The 17,485-nt window shown below is 67.5% G+C and carries 15 protein-coding genes; all 15 read right to left on the reverse strand.

Going from position 1 to position 17,485, the window contains the following annotated elements:
* Positions 1 to 311 precede the first annotated feature (311 nt).
* The gene (locus tag F618_RS0103205) at positions 312 to 1,145 is read right to left on the reverse strand and encodes a ferritin-like domain-containing protein (protein WP_019567737.1); all 834 of its coding nucleotides are present in this window, start codon (positions 1,143 to 1,145) and stop codon (positions 312 to 314) included.
* A 25-nt stretch (positions 1,146 to 1,170) separates the two neighbouring features.
* Entirely contained in the window at positions 1,171 to 2,754 is a 1,584-nt protein-coding gene (locus tag F618_RS0103210) for a multicopper oxidase family protein (protein ID WP_019567738.1), read from the reverse strand.
* A complete protein-coding gene (locus tag F618_RS0103215) occupies positions 2,751 to 5,270 on the reverse strand; it encodes a heavy metal translocating P-type ATPase (RefSeq protein ID WP_019567739.1) in 2,520 nt (839 codons plus the stop codon). Before F618_RS0103215 ends, F618_RS0103210 begins: the two co-directional genes overlap by 4 nt.
* An 11-nt stretch (positions 5,271 to 5,281) precedes the next feature.
* The gene (locus F618_RS16530; RefSeq protein ID WP_017925682.1) at positions 5,282 to 5,413 is read right to left on the reverse strand and encodes a hypothetical protein; all 132 of its coding nucleotides are present in this window, start codon (positions 5,411 to 5,413) and stop codon (positions 5,282 to 5,284) included.
* Between the two features lie 108 nt (positions 5,414 to 5,521).
* A complete protein-coding gene (locus tag F618_RS16305; RefSeq protein ID WP_231362660.1) occupies positions 5,522 to 5,878 on the reverse strand; it encodes a hypothetical protein in 357 nt (118 codons plus the stop codon).
* Positions 5,879 to 5,969: 91 nt separating this feature from the next.
* The gene (gene cls, locus F618_RS0103230; RefSeq protein WP_019567740.1) at positions 5,970 to 7,442 is read right to left on the reverse strand and encodes a cardiolipin synthase; all 1,473 of its coding nucleotides are present in this window, start codon (positions 7,440 to 7,442) and stop codon (positions 5,970 to 5,972) included.
* A gap of 7 nt (positions 7,443 to 7,449) precedes the next feature.
* Positions 7,450 to 8,643, reverse strand: a complete 1,194-nt coding sequence (locus F618_RS0103235) for an O-succinylhomoserine sulfhydrylase (RefSeq protein ID WP_019567741.1) — start codon at positions 8,641 to 8,643, stop codon at positions 7,450 to 7,452.
* 53 nt (positions 8,644 to 8,696) lie between these two features.
* Positions 8,697 to 9,806, reverse strand: a complete 1,110-nt coding sequence (alr, locus tag F618_RS0103240; RefSeq protein ID WP_026331129.1) for an alanine racemase — start codon at positions 9,804 to 9,806, stop codon at positions 8,697 to 8,699.
* A gap of 7 nt (positions 9,807 to 9,813) precedes the next feature.
* The gene (gene dnaB / locus F618_RS0103245; RefSeq protein ID WP_018144046.1) at positions 9,814 to 11,172 is read right to left on the reverse strand and encodes a replicative DNA helicase; all 1,359 of its coding nucleotides are present in this window, start codon (positions 11,170 to 11,172) and stop codon (positions 9,814 to 9,816) included.
* Between the two features lie 79 nt (positions 11,173 to 11,251).
* Positions 11,252 to 11,701: a 50S ribosomal protein L9 gene (gene rplI, locus F618_RS0103250; protein WP_018144047.1), complete on the reverse strand. Its 450-nt coding sequence runs from the start codon at positions 11,699 to 11,701 to the stop codon at positions 11,252 to 11,254.
* Positions 11,702 to 11,769: 68 nt separating this feature from the next.
* Entirely contained in the window at positions 11,770 to 12,705 is a 936-nt protein-coding gene (locus F618_RS0103255) for a hypothetical protein (RefSeq protein WP_018176110.1), read from the reverse strand.
* A gap of 32 nt (positions 12,706 to 12,737) precedes the next feature.
* The gene (gene rpsR, locus F618_RS0103260; protein WP_018144049.1) at positions 12,738 to 12,962 is read right to left on the reverse strand and encodes a 30S ribosomal protein S18; all 225 of its coding nucleotides are present in this window, start codon (positions 12,960 to 12,962) and stop codon (positions 12,738 to 12,740) included.
* A gap of 42 nt (positions 12,963 to 13,004) precedes the next feature.
* A complete protein-coding gene (rpsF, locus tag F618_RS0103265; RefSeq protein WP_018168152.1) occupies positions 13,005 to 13,409 on the reverse strand; it encodes a 30S ribosomal protein S6 in 405 nt (134 codons plus the stop codon).
* 171 nt (positions 13,410 to 13,580) lie between these two features.
* Complete coding sequence (gene rlmB / locus F618_RS0103270; protein ID WP_018938416.1) at positions 13,581 to 14,357, reverse strand: 23S rRNA (guanosine(2251)-2'-O)-methyltransferase RlmB; 777 nt, start codon at positions 14,355 to 14,357, stop codon at positions 13,581 to 13,583.
* Positions 14,358 to 14,463: 106 nt separating this feature from the next.
* Positions 14,464 to 17,298: a ribonuclease R gene (rnr, locus tag F618_RS0103275; RefSeq protein ID WP_019567743.1), complete on the reverse strand. Its 2,835-nt coding sequence runs from the start codon at positions 17,296 to 17,298 to the stop codon at positions 14,464 to 14,466.
* Positions 17,299 to 17,485: the final 187 nt, after the last annotated feature.

Here is a 17,485-nt window from a genome sequence, read left to right on the forward strand (position 1 = left end):
CCCGTATGGAGCCCCTCGCGGAGGGCGTGATGGGCCGGGAGAAGGCGCTGGATGTCTGAGCGAAGCGCAGCGTAGCGAGTTCAGCGCCGCCGGCCCAGCGCGTCCGGAGCGAGGTTCCCGGGCGGAATCCGGGGGCCCTTCTTTGGGTACTTTCTTGGGCAAGCAAGAAAGTACCTCGGGGCGCGCTGGCGAATCAGCGCCGGGCAGGCGGCGGACCGGAGGCACGTAAACACCCGATGCCGAACCAGGACCAGCCTTGGAGCGCGAAGATAAACGCAATGCCGGTGCGTTTCGCTGCGCTCAACCGCACCCTACGAAGAGGTTGCGGCGGCTTGGGCCTCCAGTTGCGCCATCTCGGATTCGGTGAAGCCGGCGGCGCGGCGTGCCGCGTGCGCGAATGGTGGGCGCACGCGGCCGGGCATGTATTCGGCCAGCAGGTCGAGGAACAGCGGTTCGGGATCGAGACCGCGTGCCCGGGCCAGTTCGCGGAACCAGTGCGTACCGATCGCCACGTGCGCGACCTCCTCGCGCTGGATGATCTCCAAAAGGGCCACGGTGTCGGTGTCGCCCGCCGCTTCCAGCCGCTGGATCATGCCCGGGGTTACGTCCAGCCCGCGCGCCTCCAGTACCCGCGGCACCAGCGCCATGCGCACCATCACGTCGTGGTCGGTCGCCAGCGCCGCCTCCCACAAGCCGTTGTGGGCCGCCAGATCCCCGTAGTCCGCACCCAGCTCGAGGAGACGCGCCCGCAGCAACCGGAAGTGCCGCGCCTCCTCTGCCGCGACCTGCAGCCAGTCGCTGACAAACGGCGCCGGCATGTCGCGGAAGCGGTACACGGCATCCAGCGCCAGGTTGATCGCATTGAACTCGATGTGCGCCACCGCATGCACCAGCGCGACCCGACCGGCAGTGGTATTCAGTCCACGCCGCGGCAGCTCCTTCGGATGCACCAGCACCGGCCGCTCCGGCCGCCCCGGCACCTCCATGCGTTGCGGCGCGGGGGCATCCGTTCCCTCCAGCTCATCCGCCCACCAGGCGCGCGCCAGCTCCAGCACACGCTCGGACTTGGCCTCCGGGTCGCGCTCGCGCAGGGCGGCCTCGGCCGCGCGGTAGACGGCCGGGTGCGGCCGCGGTCTTTCGCTCATGGCATCTCTCTGTCGCTACGCACGGTCAGGCCCGGACGCGCACGTTCACCATCATGTCGTTGTCCTCGTGCTCCAGATTATGACAGTGGAACACGTAGAGCTGATCGCCATCGTAGTGATGGGTGAAGTCGATCGCGATGCGCACCGTCTCGCCCGGCCACAGCAGGACCGTGTCCTTCCAGCCCAAGTCCGTGACGGTCAGGCCTTCATCGTTCACGGCCTGCTGGCGCACGAAGTCCGGACCGCCCGAACGTGACAGCACCTGGAACGAGAAGCCATGGATATGCATCGGGTGCGGCATGCTGCGGTCCGCATTGCGGATGGTCCAGACCTCCCGGGTGTTGGCATCCACCTCGATCGGCACCCGGTCAGGGTCGTACGTCTCTCCGTTGATGCGCCACTGCATCGGCGCCATGTCCAGACGGATATCCCGTTCGCCGGCATCCGTCACGTCGATGGGCTCGATCCGCGACAAACGCTCGGGCACCTCGGCGGTGACCGCCTCGCCCTCCTGGACCACGAACTCGAGCAATGCGAGCGGATCGCCGTCGTGCATGCCGCCACCCATCATGCGACCCATGCCGCCGCCCATGCCACGCCCCATCATTCCTCCGCCCATGCCGCCACCGGCCATCGGGTCGAATTCCAGGCTGTGCAGCTCGACCCGGTCGCCTCCGGCAAACGCGGCGAAGTCAACCAGGACCTCCAGGCGTTCTCCCGGCGACAGGAAGGCCTCCCGGGCCTCCCGGGGCGACTCCAGCAGCCCCGCGTCCGTGCCGATGACCCGGAACGGAATGGCCTGACCCTCGGCGCGCAGGGCCAGCCGGTAGATCCGGGCGGTGGAGCCGTTCAGCAGGCGCAGACGATGGATACGCCGCTCCACCTCGTGCGTCGCGGCCGGCGTCATGTTCACCAGCACCTCGTCGCCGAGATAGCCCATCATCCGCTGCATCGGATTCGGCTGGTACACCAGATGGCCGAGCCGGTCGAAGCGCTTGTCCTGCAGTACGAGCGGCAGGTCGGTCTTGCCCAGCTCCAGCCCCAGCGCCTCGTTCAGCGCGTCGTTGTCGTCATCGCTCACCAGCAGGAAGCTCGCCAGCCCCTGGTGGGCCTGGCGCGCAGTCCGGTGATGGGCATGGGTGTGATACCAGTAGGTACCGCCACGATTGGTCACTTTAAAGCGGTATTCGTACTGCTCACCGGGGTCGACCGTATGGATCGGATGTCCGTCCACCCGGCCCGGAACGTGCAGGCCATGCCAGTGGATGATCGTGCCCTCGTCGAGCTGGTTGTCCAGGGTCACGTCCAGTTCATCGCCGGTGCGCAACAAGAGGATCGGATTCTGGTAGTCATGGCCGTTCATCTGCGTCCGGTACCAGAGGAACGGGGTCTCCTCGCGCCCCGGCACCGGCAACCACCCCTGCTCCGCGACCAGGGTGAACGGCTTGTTGGGTGCGAGCACCCCAAACGGGCCGTCCGCGCCGGGCAGAAACAGGGCGTTGTCGAAACGGGGGGCGGACACTGCATGGTTGAACAGGCTCCAACCGCCGAATGTGGTGATGACGGGAAGCGCCGCGGCCAGCCCCAGAAACTGACGTCGTTTCATCATTGCTTTTCTCCAGTACGGGATGCCGGCATGCTCCGGCGCAGCAGAATGGAATTGCCGATCACCGAGAGCGAGCTGGCGGTCATCGCGACCACACCGATCATCGGGTGCAGTAGCCCGGCCGCGGCGATCGGGATCGCGGCGCTGTTGTAGCCCCAGGCCCAGAACAGGTTCTGCACGATCTTGCGGAAGGTCAGGCGCGACAGCTGGACGGCTTCGACGACCTTGGTCAGCTCCCCGCGCACCAGCGTCACGTCCGCGGCCTCGATCGCAACGTCGGCACCAGCCCCGATCGCAATCCCGACATTCGCCTGCTGCAGGGCCGGGGCGTCGTTGATGCCGTCGCCGACCATTGCCACGTGCTCGCCGTGCTCCTTTTGCAACTCGCGGATGGCCTCGACCTTGCCCTCCGGCAGCACGCCGGCGCGCACCTCGTCGATCCCTACCTGAGCGGCCACGGCATTCGCGGTGCGCTCGTTGTCGCCGGTGACCATCACGCAGCGGATGCCGAGGGCATGCAGTTGTTCGATCGCGGCCTGCGACTCTTCCTTGAGCGTATCGGCGACCGCGACAACGCCAGCCGGCCGGTCGCCGATAGCCACCAGCATCGCGGTCTTGCCGGCATCCTCCAGTTCCCGCAACGGCCCAAGCAGGGCCGACGGATCCAGGCCCTGCTCCTCCAGCAGGCGCTGGCTTCCCACCAGCACCCGTTCGCCGTCCAGGCGGGCCTCCACTCCACGTGCGGTATGCGACTGGAACTGCTCGACCTCGGCGACCTCCAGCTCCCGGTCCCGCGCGCCCTGCACAATGGCGTCGGCCAGCGGGTGCGCGGAACCGGCCTCGACGGCCGCCGCCGCCCGCAGCACTCGGGACTCGTCGAAGCCCTCGGCCGGGATGACATCGGTCAGCGCCGGCTTCCCCCGCGTGATAGTGCCGGTCTTGTCGAGCACGATCACCGCAATGTCCTTGAGCGTCTGGATCGCGGAGCCCGAGCGGATCAGCACGCCGCGCTCGGCCCCCATGCCGGACCCGACCATCAGCGCGGTGGGCGTGGCCAGCCCCAGCGCACAGGGGCAGGCAATGACCAGCACGGCGATCGCCGCCAGGATCGCCAGCACCAGCGGCGGACGTTCGGAATCGACCCAGGGCAGAAAGCCCTCGCCCCAGATCAGGATCGGCTGCAACGCCCCGGAGAACGCCAGCCAGGCCGCGAAAGCGGCCAGCGCGATGACCAGTACGGCCGGCACGAAGCGTGCGGTGATGCGATCCGCCAGTTCCTGCACCGGCACGCGCGAGCCCTGCGCCTCGTTGACCAGGCGGATCACCTGCGACAGGAAGGTATCGGCCCCCACCCGAGTGGCGCGCACCTTCAGGCGCCCCTGCTGGTTCAGGGTCGCGCCAAGCACGGTGTCGCCCTCGCCTTTGTCCACCGGGACCGACTCGCCGGTGGCAATGGACTCGTCCACGGTGCTCTCGCCGGCCACCACCTCGCCATCGGTCGGCACCTTCTCGCCCGGGCGCACGATCATCACGTCGCCCACCTGGAGCGACTTGACCGACACCTCGACCTCCTCGCCATCACGCTCGACCCGGGCGGTCTTCGCACCCAGGTCCAGCAACTTGCGGATCGCCGAGGAGGCCTCGCCCTTCGCGCGATACTCCAGATAGCGCCCGAGCATATGGAAGGCCATGATGGTCGCCGCCATCTCGATGAACGAAGTCATCGGATAGACGAAACCAACCAGCCCGATCAGGTAGGGCGGCAGCGAGCCCATGGAGATCAGCACGTCCATGTTCAGATTGCCGCTTTTCAGCGAACGCCAGGCGGACCGATGCGTGGCCGCGCCCCCCGCCAGGAACACCACCGGGAAGGCCAGCAACGCGATGATCAACAGATAGCCGGGGATCGGCTGCCAGAACATGTGCGGCATCATCAGGACCATGATCGCGATGGTCGGCACCATCGCGAACCACAGACGGTTCCAGGCCTGCTTTACGTAGGCGGCATCAATCGCCGCGTCATCCGCCTCGCTGGCGGCGTCGTCGGTCTCCACCGCCGCCACGTCGTAGCCGGCCCCCTCCACCGCCGCGCGCAGGGCCTCGCCATCGGGCCCGTCCGCCGCCGCCTCCACCGTCACCCGGTGGTCCGAGATGTTGGTGCGTATGGATTCGATCCCGGCGAGCTTCTCGATCGCCGCGCGCACGATGCCGGCGCAATGATCCGAGCCCATGCCCGGCACCACCAGCCGCACCGAACCGGAACCCCCGGCCCCGCCCTCGACCTGCGCGACGTCGTAGCCGGCGCCCTCCACCGCGGCGCGCAGGCCCTGCGGGTCGACCTGGTCGGGGTCATACCCCACCGTCACCCGGTGCCGGGCGATATTGGTCCCCACCGAGGTCACCCCCGGGGTCTTTTCCAGCGCCGAGCGCACGATGCCCCCGCAGTGGTCCGATCCCATTCCGGGGACGATGACCACCGCCTCGCGGGCGGTCGCCGGCTTCGTTTCTGACGTCGTCATCGCGTGACTCCTTACCGGCCACCGAACAGATACTTGATCAACGCGGCGATCGCGAGGATCAGCAGTACCAGGACCAGAAGGCCGATCAGGCCTCCGCCAAGACCCATACCGCCCAGCCAGCCAAAACCTTGTTCATTCATCATGATGGAGTCCTCCCAAGGACTTAAATTCAATGGGGATACGCGGTTTCGCGTATCGAGGGGGCGATCCGCAATCGCCCGGGGCCGGGCGGACGCCCGGCCAGGGAGGACTCAGAGAGGGGGACGCAGATCCGGGCCCGAACGGGCGCCGGGACCCATGGCCACGGCCCCCGGAACGGGGCGGGACAGTGATGCTGTGACCGGCTTGGTCACGGAGGAAGGCAAGGCGGAGACCCCACAGATACCGCAAACCGCGCACGGCATCTCGCAGCCCGAGAAGTCCGCCTGAACCGCGGGGTCCAAAGGCAGGGGTTCCGAGGGCGATGTGGCGCCTTGATCCGGACAGTGGCCCGGCGTGGCGATTGCCGCCCCGTGATCCCCATGCATCATGCCCGCACCGGCGATCGGCGCCAGCAACAGCGCGGCGGCAATCAGCAGAGTCAGCAGATGGGACAGGGCTCGCGACACGGGCAGGCCTCGAAAGAGCATTCTTTTTACAAGTCTAGCAGCGTCGCGGACCGTTCACATGAGATAGATCAAACAGGGAAGCACAAGAACATTACAGCACCGGCGCCAGCAGGTAGGCGGCACGCGCGGCCACGCGGCGCCAGAGCGGAAGATCGTTCACGTCCTGCGGAGTCATCTCGCGGGAACGGGCAAAGTCGGCCTCGAACATGCGCGCCGTCTCGCGCGCGAAGGCCGGGTCCAGCACCAGTGCCGTGACCTCGAAGTTCAGCCGGAAGGAACGGTTGTCCAGGTTCACGGTACCCACGGCCGCGCCCATGTCGTCCACCACGAACGCCTTGCCGTGCAGGAAGCCTTCCTCGTAACGATAGATGCGCACGCCGGCGTCCAACAGCGGCCCCAGGAAGGCGTAGGCCGCATGCGTGGTCAGCGGGTTGTCGGTGACCTCGGGGATTAGCACGCGCACGTCGACGCCGCTCAAGGCGGCCAGCTTGAGCATGCCCTGCACGCCCTCGTCGGGCACGAAGTACGGGCTGGCGATCCAGATGCGCCGGTCCGCCGCGTGGATCGCCTGCTGCATCATCAGGCTGGCGGTCTCGAATTCATCGGCCGGACCGGAGGGAAGGATCAGTACCGGGACCCCGTCCTCCGCCATGGTCGCCGGCTTCCATTCCAGCTCCGGGACCGCCTCGGTGGCCCAGTGCCAGTCCTCCAGGAACACCGACTGCAACGCGAGGGCGGACGGCCCCGCAATACGCAGGTGGGTGTCGCGCCAGGCACCGATTGCCGGATCGCGGCCCAGGTACTCGTCCCCTACATTAAGCCCGCCGAGCCAGGCCTGTTCGCCATCGGCGATCACGATCTTGCGATGGTTGCGGAAGTTCAGCTGGAAGCGATTGCCGCGTCCGCGGGTGGAATGAAAGTGCTGCACATGGACGCCCGCCTCCCGCAGGGTGTCCAGGTAGCTCCCGGGCAGGCGGTAGCTCCCGATCTCGTCATACAGGAAATAGACCTCGATACCGGCCTCGGCACGCTCCACCAGCCGGCGCTGGAGTTCGCGCCCGATCGCGTCGTCACGCACGATATAGAACTGCACCAGCAGGTAGCGTTCGGCCTGCTCGATCCCCCGGAAGATGCTGTCGAAGGTCGCCTCGCCGTCCACCAGCAGCTCGACCTCGTTGCCGTGGAGAAACGGCCAGCGGGCGAGCTGCTGTACGCCATCCAGGTGCTTGCTCGGTTCCTGGGCGACGTACTGGTGCGACCACAGCTCCTCGGTCTTCGGCTGCAGCGCGCGGGCCAGGCTGGAGTCCTCGTCGCGGCGCGCCACGACATAGCCGCGAAACTCGCTGGCACCGAACACCCAGTAGGCCGGGACAGCCACATACGGCACGGTGTTGAGTGAAACGATCCAGGCCACCGCGCCCTGCGATGTGCGGGTGGACATCAGCGCATCCAGCGAGGACAGGAAGCCCAGCAGGTGGAACGCAATGACCACAGTCAGCAGGACGCGCCAGCGCGGGCGCCGCCGGCGCGGCTGCGAACGGGCCTCCCCGCTGGAAGCCGACATACCCGTCTCAGCCCAGGGCGTCGAGGCCGCGCGCCAGATCGCGCTGGATGTCGGCGACGGCCTCGAGCCCGACCGCGACCCGCACCAGGGCCTCGGTAATACCCTGGGCCTCGCGCTTCTCCGGGTCCACGCGACCGTGGGTGGTGGTGGCCGGATGGGTAATGGTGGTCTTGGCATCCCCCAGGTTCGCGGTGATCGACAGGAACTGCGTGGCGTCGATCACCGACCAGGCTGCGTCGCGTCCGCCGGCGACCTCGAAGCTCAGCACCCCGCCGAAGCCGCTTTGTTGCTGCTTCGCGATCGCGTGCTGCGGGTGATCTTCGAGGCCGGGGTAATGCACGGCCGTGACCGCGGGGTGGGATTGGAGCCACTGCGCCAGATTGAGCGCGTTATCGCTGTGTGCGCGCATGCGCAGGGGCAGCGTCTCCAACCCCTTCAGGAACACCCAGGCGTTGAACGGCGACAACGTCGGACCCGCGGTGCGCAGGAAGCCGTAGACCTCCTTGCCCACCCGCTCGGCGTCGCCCACCACGGCACCGCCGAGGCAGCGGCCCTGGCCGTCAAGGAATTTGGTCGCCGAGTGGATAATGATATCGGCGCCCAGATCCAGCGGGCGCTGCAGGATCGGCGTGCAGAAACAGTTGTCCACCGCGAGCAGCACGTCGCGGCGATGGGCGATGTCGGCCAGCGCACGGATGTCCACCACCTCGCCCAGCGGGTTCGATGGCGTCTCGCAGAAGTACAGCCGCGTGTTCGACTGCGTCGCCTGTTCCCAGGCCTCGAGGTTCGACAGCTCGACGTAGGTCACCTCGACGCCGAAACGCGCCAGGTAGTTGTTGAACAGCACGGTGGTGGTCCCGAACACCGAGCGCGAACAAACCACGTGATCGCCCGCCTTCAGCAGGCCCATCATGGTCGCCAGGATCGCGGACATCCCGGAGGCGGTCGCCACGCAGGACTCGCCGCCCTCCAGCGCGGCCAGGCGGTCCTGGAAGGTGCGCACGGTGGGGTTGGTGAAGCGCGAATAGATATTGCCCGGGACCTCGCCACCGAAGCGCGCGGCGGCCTCCGCGGCCGAGCCGAACACGAAGCTCGAGGTCGGGAAGATCGCCTCGGAGTGCTCGCCCTCGGGCGTGCGCTGGTAGCCATAGCGGATGGCGACGGTCTGCGGGTCGTATTCGCTGGGATCGAAATCGGTCATTGGGGTCTCTCGGGCCACGGATTGCTGACCGGACAGTGTACCCGGCGTTTCCGTCAGTTTCCGGGCTGCAGCCGCTCCGCCACGCGCGTGAGCACGTCGTAGCTGATGGTGCCCGCCGCGCGGGCGACCCGCTCCACCGGCAGGCCCTCGCCCCACAACGTCGCCATGGCACCGACCTGCACCTCCGGCAACCCGGACAGGTCCACCGCCAGCATGTCCATGGAGACACGTCCGATCAACGGGCAGAGCCGGTCCTGCACAAGGATCGGCGTGCCCGACGGGGCATGCCGCGGGTAGCCATCGGCATATCCCATTGCCACGATCCCGGCACGGCCCGGAGCGGCGGCGGTCCAGGTCGCGCCATAGCCCACCGTACTGCCAGGCTCGAGAGGCTGGGTGGCGATGATCGGGGCGCGCACGGTCATTGCCGGGCGCAGATCACCGTCCGGGCCCTCCGGGAGGTCCTCGACGGGGACCGAGGCCGGATGCGCGCCGTAGAGCATGATGCCGGGGCGTGCCCAGTAGTCGCCGGGCGCCGCCGACGGTCCGCCCTTGCCCCAGCCGGCGAACAGGGCCGCCGAATTGGCCACGCTACGGAGCCCCGGAAAAACGGAAACCGTCGCGCCGAATTGTTCCAGCTGGCAAGCATTCTGCGGATGCCCGGGCTCGTCGGCGCACGCCAGGTGCGTCATCCAGTGCAGGCCACCGCACCCGTGTCCGGCGGCCCGCAAACGCGTGGCGACGCGCTTTGCCACCTGCGGCGCGAAACCCAGGCGATTCATGCCGGTATTGAGTTTGACCCAGACCACGGGAAGCACCACGCCAGCGGCGTCGAGATGGTCAAGCTGCGTCGCGTCGTGCAGCACGGGCTGCAGGTCGAACTCGGTACAGGCACGCGCCTCGGAGACGTCGCGCGGGCCCTGCAACACGAGGAGTGGGCCGCCGAAGCCGGCAGCGCGCAAGGCGCGGGCCTCGCCGATCTGAGAGACCGCCAAACCATCGCTCGTCTGCGCAAGGGCCTCGGCCGCCCACAGCAGACCATGGCCGTAGCCCTCGGCCTTGATGACCGACCACATCGGAACGCCCGGCGCCAAGCGGCGCGCCACACCCAGGTTGTGTCGGAGCGCCTCGGGATGAAGGTGGATGCTGGCCGCGCGTCTCACGTCGTGCCTAGTGGCCGATCTCGCCGTAGACGTCGGGGGCGTAGTTCTCGAAACGGGTGAACTGCCCGTGGAAGGTCAGGCGCACGGTCCCGATGGGACCATTACGCTGCTTGGCGATAATGATCTCCGCCGTGCCCTTGTCGGGCGACTCGTCGTTGTAGACCTCGTCGCGATAAACGAAGGCGATGATGTCCGCATCCTGTTCAATGGCCCCGGACTCGCGCAGGTCGGACATCACCGGGCGCTTGTTCGGACGCTGTTCCAGCGAACGGTTGAGCTGCGACAACGCGATCATCGGCACACTCAGCTCCTTCGCCAGGGCCTTCAAGCCACGCGAGATATCCGAGATCTCGTTGGCGCGATTCTCGCTGCTGCCGGGGGATTGCATCAGCTGCAGGTAGTCGACCACGATCAGGCCCAGGCCCTTGTGTTCGCGCATCAACCGCCGGGTCCGTGCTCGCAGCTCGGTGGGCGAGAGCGCCGGCGTATCGTCGATGTACAGCGGGGCCTCGGACAGCATCTGCACCGCGCTGGTCAGGCGCGGCCAGTCGCCATCCTCCAAGCGTCCGGAGCGCAGTTTCTGCTGGTTGATCCGCCCCATCGAGGACAGCAGGCGAATGGCCAGCTGCTCACCCGGCATCTCCATGGAGAAAATCGCGACCGGCTCGGAGTTCTTCATCGCCACATACTCGGCAATGTTCATCGCGAACGAGGTCTTCCCCATCGAAGGCCGCCCGGCCACGATCACCAGATCGCCCGGATTCAGCCCCGAGGTCAGGGCATCCAGATCCTGGTAACCGGTGGCAATCCCGGTGATCGGATTCTGGCTTTCGTAGAGATACTCGATCTGGTCCACCGCCGCCGTCAGCAGTGGCTTCATCCCGCGAAAGCCCTGAGCCCCGCGCGCACCCTGCTCGGCGATGCGGAAGACCTTCTGCTCCGCCACGTCCAGCAGTTCCTTGGAACCGCGGCCGTCCGGGGTATAGGCGGAATCGGCAATCTCGGTACCTACCGAGATCAGCGAACGCAGGATAGAGCGCTCGCGGACGATATCCGCATAGGCCACGATGTTGGCGGCACTCGGCGTTTCGGCGGCCAGCCGTCCGAGATAGGCCATGCCCCCGGCCGATTCCAGCTCGGTCGTGCGATCCAGCTGCTCCGACACGGTGACCATGTCGAACGGGGCATTACGATCCGCCAACGCGGACACCGCCCGGAAGATCAGGCGGTGATCATGGCGGTAGAAGTCGTCTGCAGTGATGCGGTCCGCCACCCGGTCCCAGGCAGCGTTATCCAGCATCAGCCCTCCGAGGACCGCCTGCTCGGCCTCCTCGGAATGCGGGGGGACCCGCGGGTTCGGGATCATGGGCGAGTTCATGCGACGAACCCGCCCATGTGCCGGGTATCAGCGACCCGGTGGGGCCACCCTCCCGACATCCGGCGGATCACTCTTCGCCGATCACGACGACGCGGATGTCGACGTCCACGTCCGAGTGCAGGTGCAGGCCGATTTCGAATTCACCGGTGGTGCGCAGCGGACCTTCCGGCATGCGCACTTCGCGCTTTTCGACTTCGGTACCCTTGGCGGTCAGCGCGTCGGCGATGTCCGCCGGGCCGATGGAGCCGAACAACTTGCCTTCGCCACCGGACTTCGCGGTGATCTCGAGCACGGTTGCGTCCAGCTTTTCCTTGCGGGCCTCGGCCGCAGCCAGGGCCTCGGCCGCCGCCTTTTCCAGTTCGGCGCGACGCGCCTCGAATTCGGCGATGTTCTCGGCGGTGGCAAACTTGGCCTTGCCCTGCGGCAGCAGGAAGTTGCGCGCAAAGCCCGGACGCACGTTGACGCGGTCGCCCAGGGTGCCCAGGTTATCGATCTTTTCCAGCAGAATGACTTCCATCTTTGGTATTCCTGTAACGTTTGATCAGCCCCCGAAGGGGCGCATTCTACACCGGTCTCGGACCGGTCTCACGGATTGTTGTCACTGTCCTGCCCGCCCTGCGCGGAACCGGGGCCCAGTCGCGAGCGGATATCCGCCCAGGCGTCGATCACCCCGATGGTGGCCAGCAGCAGAAACATCTGCGGCATGGCCAGGGCCAGGAGCACGTACATCCCCACCAGCCAGAAACTGCTCATCCCCTGCCGGAAGGTCAGCGCGTGCATCAGCGCGATCCCCTGCAGGAAGAACAGCACCGCCAGGATGAACGCCAACTCGGTGGCCACCGGGACCGGGCCCAGATGCCCGATACCGGCCAGCAGCAGCGTGACGGCACTCAGCATCCGCCCGAACTGCAGGCCCCGGAACTCCTCGCCGAACGCCCCCGGGTTGTACAGCAGTGCCTGCCAGTAGCGACCCAGCAGCACGGCCAGCGTCAAGCTCAGCAGCAGGATCCCGGCCAAGAGCCCGGTCAGGTACGGCGCCGCGCGGCGCAGCCCCGCCTCCAACTCCTGTGGCCCGGTGTCGCTGCCCTCGACCAGAGGCCCCAGCAGGGCCATGCCCACCTCGGCCCAGGTGGACTCGAGATCCGGCACCAGCAGGTGCACAGCCAGCACGCCGACCCCGGCGACCGCGGCGGCGACCTGCAGCGTCATGCGCCACGAGATCGTGCGCCGCAGCAGCTCGGCGAGCAGCGCCACTGGCGCCCACTGCACCACCCCGGCAACCACCCCCGCGAACAGCGGGGCTTCCGGGATCAGGACAAACATCGCCACCCCGAGCACCACTGCGGACAGCACCATCACCAGGAGTGCCTGGCGCAGGCCGATGCGCAGCCCCACGAGGGCGATCAGCGCACTGCTGAGCAGCGCCACCGGAGGCAGGAACAGGCCCGCCACGCCAAAGCCGGAAACCGCGCCTACGGCGCGGCTCCGGCTTTTCATCGCAAATTCGGCCAGCACGCGCATATGGCGACGGCCCCGGCGAACCGGTGCGGGACTTAGTGGTTATCGCTGTACGGCAGCAGGGCCAGGAAGCGCGCACGCTTCACCGCCGTGGCCAGCTGGCGCTGATACTTCGCGCTGGTGCCGGTGACACGGCTGGGCACGATCTTGCCGGTCTCGGTCACAAAACCCTTCAACAGATTCAGGTCCTTGTAATCGATGTACTCGATGCCTTCGGCGGTGAACTTGCAATACTTGCGGCGACGCGGAAAACGGGCCATGTCAGATCTCCTTCAATGATTCGGTCAACGAACGGGCGGGATTTACTCGGCGGAAGCCGAGTCGTCGGAGGCGCCTTCGCCACCCTCGTCGTCACGCTCGCGGCGACGGCCCTTGCCACTCTCCTCTTCCTGGCCCTTGGCCAGCGGGGAGATCTCGGTCACGGCCTCTTCCATGCGCATTGCCAGGTGGCGCAGCACGGCATCGTTGAACCGGAAGGCACTGGCGAGCTCTTCCATCGCCTCTTCCGAGGCCTCGATGTTCATGAGCACGTAGTGGGCCTTCACCAGCTTCTGGATCGGGTAGGCCAGTTGACGGCGGCCCCAGTCTTCCAGGCGGTGGATCTTGCCTTCATGACCTTCGACCAAGCCCTTGTAGCGCTCGATCATCGCCGGGACCTGCTCGCTCTGGTCCGGGTGGACCAGGAATACAACTTCGTAATGACGCATCGGGAACTCCTTGCGGGTATCAGCCTCCCGTCAAATGCGGTGAGGCAAGGGTTCGACCCAGCGGACGCAGCCGCAGGGCAGAAAGGCGCGACACGATAACCGAAGCGGGCGCCAACAACAAGCAGGGAGCCGGCGAAACAGGGGTTTGCACCGCCCCCGGAAGGCTACCGGCTACGCAGAACCAGCCGGCGGACCTTCGCGGCGCTGACGGACCGCCTCGAACAGGGTGACGCCGGTGGCGACGGAGACGTTGAGGCTTTCTACCGCGCCCTGCATCGGCAGGGCCGCGAGGTGGTCACAGGCCTCCCGGGTCAGACGCCGCAGGCCCTCGCCCTCGGCCCCCATGACGATCGCGGTCGGCGGGCGCAGGTCCAGGTCATAGAGGCTCTCACCCCCCTCCCCGGCCAGGCCTACGGTCCACATCCCGCCATCCTTCAGGGCTGCCAGCGTCCGCGCGAGATTGCCGACCGTCACCACCGGCACGGTCTCGGCGGCCCCGGACGCCACCTTGATGGCGGCGGGGGTCAATGCGGCGCTGTGATGGCGCGGCATGACCACCGCCCCGGCCCCGGCCGCATCCGCGGTCCGCAGGCAGGCCCCGAGATTGTGCGGGTCGGTCACCCCGTCGAGCACCAGCAGCAGATCCAGGCCATCGCGCACCCGGGTGATCAGGGCCTTTTCGTCCAGCAGCGGGCGCGGCGTGCAGTGCACGACCACACCCTGGTTCTGGAACCCCGGAAGCTGTTGATCGAGCCGCTCGCGGCCTACCCGCTCGATCGAGATACCCCGCGACTGCGCCAGCGCTCGCAGGCGCTCCAGGGCGGGTTCGATGGGGTCGGGCGCCAGCTGCAGTCGCTTGACCCGCTCCGGGGCCCGCTGCAACACGGCGGCCACTGCGTGGATGCCACCAAAGGTCTCGGCGCGGCTACCCTTGCCCCCCTTGCTCATCGCGGACCTCCGCCACGGCGATCCCGCCACGGGTCAACGCCCCGGCGGACACCGTCTGAGCAGCCCCCGAGCAAGCGAGGGAACAGAAGCGGGTTCACCCGGCGCCTCAGGACGAGGACGGACGTCGACGACGGCTGCGGCCACGTCCGGACCCAGAGGATTCCTTGGCCTTGGCCGGGCGATCCGCACTCGGCTCGACAATGGTATTTCCGTCCTTGTCGGCCTCGGGGCGCGGCGGCGGAACCGCCTCGTTGCCCGGTTCCGGGGCATCGCTGTTGCCTTCATCCGGCGCGTTCCGCGGGCGGCGTGCGTTGCCCCGGCCACGTCCGCTGCCCCGGGTCCGTTCATTCCCCGGGCTTGCTTCATTCCCTGGGCTCGCCTCATTCCCCGGGCTTGCTTCATTCCCCGGGCTCGCCTCATTCCCCGGGCTCGCCTCATTCCCCGGGCTCGCCTCATTCCCTGGGCTCGGCTCTTTCTCCGAGCTCGGTTCTTTCGCCGGGCTCGGCTCGGCAGCAGGGCTCGTGTCGCCACCGGCGGCCCCACGGCGGCGGCCACCACGACGGCGGCGCTTCTTCTTCGGCGCCGGGGCATCATCGTCGGCCGCGGGCGCCTCCAGCCCGGCTGCTGTGGGTTTTGCCTCAGGCTCGGGCGCTGCTGCGGTTGGTTCGGCGGCGGACTCGACCGGCGCCGCATCGGCATCCTTGCGGCGCTTGCTACGACGGCTGCGCTTTTTCGGCGGCGGAGCGGCGGGACTCGGCTGGCCCGCTTCCTGGGCCAGGGCCAGATCGATCTTGCGATCATCCAGGCTCACCCGGGCCACCTGCACCTGGAGCTCGTCGCCGATACGGAACACCCGGCCACCGCGTTCGCCGGTCAGGCTGTGGCGTGCCGGGTCAAAGTGGTAGAAGTCGTTGTCGAGGCTGGTCACGTGCACCAGGCCCTCGATGTAGACGTCCTTGATCTCCACGAACAGACCGAACCCGGTGACTCCGGAGACCACGCCGGGGAAGGTCTCGCCGACCTTGTCCTGCATGTACTCGGCCTTCAGCCAGGCCACCGCGTCGCGGGTCGCGTCGTCGGCGCGTCGCTCGGCCATCGAGCAATGCTCACCCAACTGCTCCATGTCGCCATGCGAGTACGGAAAGGCCTTGCCACTGCCCTTGCGCAGCACATGGCGAATACCGCGATGCACCAGCAGGTCCGGATAGCGGCGGATCGGCGAGGTGAAGTGCGCGTAGTCGTCCAGCGCCAGACCAAAGTGGCCATCGAGCTCCGGGGCATACACGGCCTGGCTCAGCGAACGCAGCAGCACGGTCTGGATCAGCTGCTGGTCGGTGCGCTGGCGCGCTGCCTTCAGGACCTCGGTGTAGTCGGCGGGGCTCGGCTCGTCACCACCGCCCAGGCTCAGACCCGCGCCATTGAGGAAGTCGCGCAGGTCATCGATCTTGTCCGACGGCGGCTGATCATGGATGCGGTACAGGGCCGGCACCTTGTGCTTCTTGAGGAAGCGCGCGGCGGCCACGTTGGCCATGATCATGCATTCCTCGACCAGGCGATGCGCATCATTGCGCACCGTCGGCACGATCTTCTCGATCTTGCGGTCCTCGCCAAAGACGATCTTGGTTTCGGTGGTGTCGAAATCGATCGCGCCCCGGCGATTGCGCGCCGCGTGCAGGGCCTTGAAGGCCTGGTGCAGGGTCTCCAGGTTCGGCATCACATGCGCGTTCTGCTCGCGCTGCGCCGCGTCGCCGTCGAGCATCGCGGCCACGTCCTCGTAGATCAGGCGGGCGTGCGAACGAATCAGTCCCTCGTGGAAGCGATAGCTCTTCAGCGCCCCGCGCGCACCGATCTCCATCTCGCAGATCATGCTCAACCGGTCCACGTTCGGATTCAGCGAGCACAGACCGTTGGACAGGGCCTCCGGCAACATCGGGATCACGTTGTTCGGGAAGTACACCGAGGTGCCGCGCGTGCGCGCCTCGCGATCCAGCGCGGCGTCGCGCTGGACGTAGTGCGACACGTCGGCGATCGCAACCCACAGCCGCCAGCCCTTGCCTTCCGGCTCGCAGTACAGGGCGTCGTCGAAGTCGCGGGCGTCGTCGCCATCGATCGTGACGAACGGCTTCTCGCGCAGGTCCAGGCGATCCTTCTTGTCTGCCTCGGCCACCTCGGCGCCCAGCTCGTCGGCCGCCGCTGTGACCTCGTCCGGCCACTCGTGCGGCAGGGCGTGAGCGCGGATCGCGATGTCGATCTCCATACCCGGCGCCATGTGCTCGCCCAGGACTTCCTGCACGTCCCCACGCAGGCGCGCCGTGCGTGAAGCGGATTCACGGATGCGCACGACCACGATCTGGTCGTCCTCCGCCTCGCCCAGGCCGTCCGGCGGCACCAGGATGTCGTGGGTGATGCGCTTGTTGTCCGGGGTCAGGATGCCGACACCGTCCTCGATCTTCAGGCGCCCGACCACCTGGGTGGTGTTGTGCTCCAGGACCTCGACAATCCCGCCCTCGCGGCGGCCGCGACGATCCACGCCCATGACCCGGGCCAGAACCCGGTCGCCATGAAATACCCCGCGCATCTGCTTCGGCGACAGGAACAGGTCGTCGTCCTGCTCGTCCGGCACCAGGAAACCAAAACCATCCGGGTGACCGATCACGCGCCCGCGGATCAGGTCTTCCTGGTTGACCGGCAGATAGGCACCGCGACGGTTGCAAAGGGCCTGCCCATCGCGCTCCATCGCCTTCAGGCGGCGGCGCAGGGCCTCGAGGCGATCGTCGTCGTCGATCTTCAGACGTTCCGCGATCTCGTCGTAGGACAACGGATTGTCGGCTTCCTGCAGAAGCCCGAGGATGAACTCGCGACTGGGGATGGGGTTGTCGTATTTCTGCGCCTCGCGCTCGAAATTGGGATCGGCGGGGGTCTTGCGACGTTGTCTTGGCATTCAGTGAACTCTGTGGATGTTGCAATGGGCAGCCCCTCGCCGGGAATCCGGCTGGGCGCGCAAAGCGCCCATTATGAGGCATGCGGAATTTTGTTGCGCAGGGGGCGCGTTTGCGCGCCCCCTGCCGACCACACCGGAGGGAAACATTCCCGCTCCGGGGCGTTGACAGCCCCCCAGCCGCGCACTA

This window comes from Thioalkalivibrio sp. ALMg13-2 (assembly GCF_000381185.1).
Lineage (GTDB): Bacteria > Pseudomonadota > Gammaproteobacteria > Ectothiorhodospirales > Ectothiorhodospiraceae > Thioalkalivibrio > Thioalkalivibrio versutus.

Coding starts and splice junctions, on each gene's coding strand:
- F618_RS0103205 (WP_019567737.1), bottom strand. CDS start 1,145: ATGAGCGAAAGACCGCGGCCGCACCCGGCCGTCTACCGCGCGGCCGAG.
- F618_RS0103210 (WP_019567738.1), bottom strand. CDS start 2,754: ATGATGAAACGACGTCAGTTTCTGGGGCTGGCCGCGGCGCTTCCCGTC.
- F618_RS0103215 (WP_019567739.1), bottom strand. CDS start 5,270: ATGACGACGTCAGAAACGAAGCCGGCGACCGCCCGCGAGGCGGTGGTC.
- F618_RS16530 (WP_017925682.1), bottom strand. CDS start 5,413: ATGATGAATGAACAAGGTTTTGGCTGGCTGGGCGGTATGGGTCTTGGC.
- cls (WP_019567740.1), bottom strand. CDS start 7,442: ATGTCGGCTTCCAGCGGGGAGGCCCGTTCGCAGCCGCGCCGGCGGCGC.
- F618_RS0103235 (WP_019567741.1), bottom strand. CDS start 8,643: ATGACCGATTTCGATCCCAGCGAATACGACCCGCAGACCGTCGCCATC.
- dnaB (WP_018144046.1), bottom strand. CDS start 11,172: ATGATCCCGAACCCGCGGGTCCCCCCGCATTCCGAGGAGGCCGAGCAG.
- rplI (WP_018144047.1), bottom strand. CDS start 11,701: ATGGAAGTCATTCTGCTGGAAAAGATCGATAACCTGGGCACCCTGGGC.
- F618_RS0103255 (WP_018176110.1), bottom strand. CDS start 12,705: ATGCGCGTGCTGGCCGAATTTGCGATGAAAAGCCGGAGCCGCGCCGTA.
- rpsR (WP_018144049.1), bottom strand. CDS start 12,962: ATGGCCCGTTTTCCGCGTCGCCGCAAGTATTGCAAGTTCACCGCCGAA.
- rpsF (WP_018168152.1), bottom strand. CDS start 13,409: ATGCGTCATTACGAAGTTGTATTCCTGGTCCACCCGGACCAGAGCGAG.
- rlmB (WP_018938416.1), bottom strand. CDS start 14,357: ATGAGCAAGGGGGGCAAGGGTAGCCGCGCCGAGACCTTTGGTGGCATC.
- rnr (WP_019567743.1), bottom strand. CDS start 17,298: ATGCCAAGACAACGTCGCAAGACCCCCGCCGATCCCAATTTCGAGCGC.